We start from the raw sequence: 611 nt of genomic DNA on the forward strand, positions 1-611 counted from the left end.
ACGCAGGAATTCTGTAAAGTGGATAATAAAACAGTAGCTGATTTGAAAACTGCTGAAACAGGCGTGACGTGGTATGATGATGCGACAGGAGTAAACGCAATTCCTTCCACAACCCTTTTGGAAAACAATAAAGTGTATTACGGTTCGCTAAAGGTAGGAACCTGCGAGAGCCCAACACGTTTGGCCGTAACGGTAACGCTAAGTGATCCTCAAACGCCAACAGGAGCAACCACGCAGGAATTCTGTAAAGTGGATAATAAAACAGTAGCTGATCTGAAAACTGATGAAACAGGCGTGACGTGGTATGATGATGCAACAGGAGTAAATGCAATTCCTTCCACAACAGTTCTGGAAAACAATAAAGTGTATTACGGTTCCTTAAAAGTTGGAACCTGTGAAAGCCCAACAAGATTGGCGGTAAGGGTTACGTTAAGTGATCCGCAAACGCCAACGACTGCTCATACTACACAAGAATTCTGTAAAACAGATAATAAAACGGTAGCCGATTTGGTAACGAACGAAAGTGATGTTACGTGGTATGATTCTGCTGATGGAACAACAGTAGTTCCGTTAACAACAGTTTTGGAAAACAATAAAGTGTATTACGGTTC

General features: G+C 41.9%; 1 pseudogene. It reads left to right on the plus strand.

The features are described 5' to 3' along the window. A pseudogene (locus tag GJU43_RS22940) lies at window positions 1–611 on the plus strand (hypothetical protein); the annotation flags it as partial.

This window comes from Flavobacterium sp. LC2016-23, from assembly GCF_009674775.1.
Classification (GTDB): Bacteria; Bacteroidota; Bacteroidia; order Flavobacteriales; family Flavobacteriaceae; genus Flavobacterium.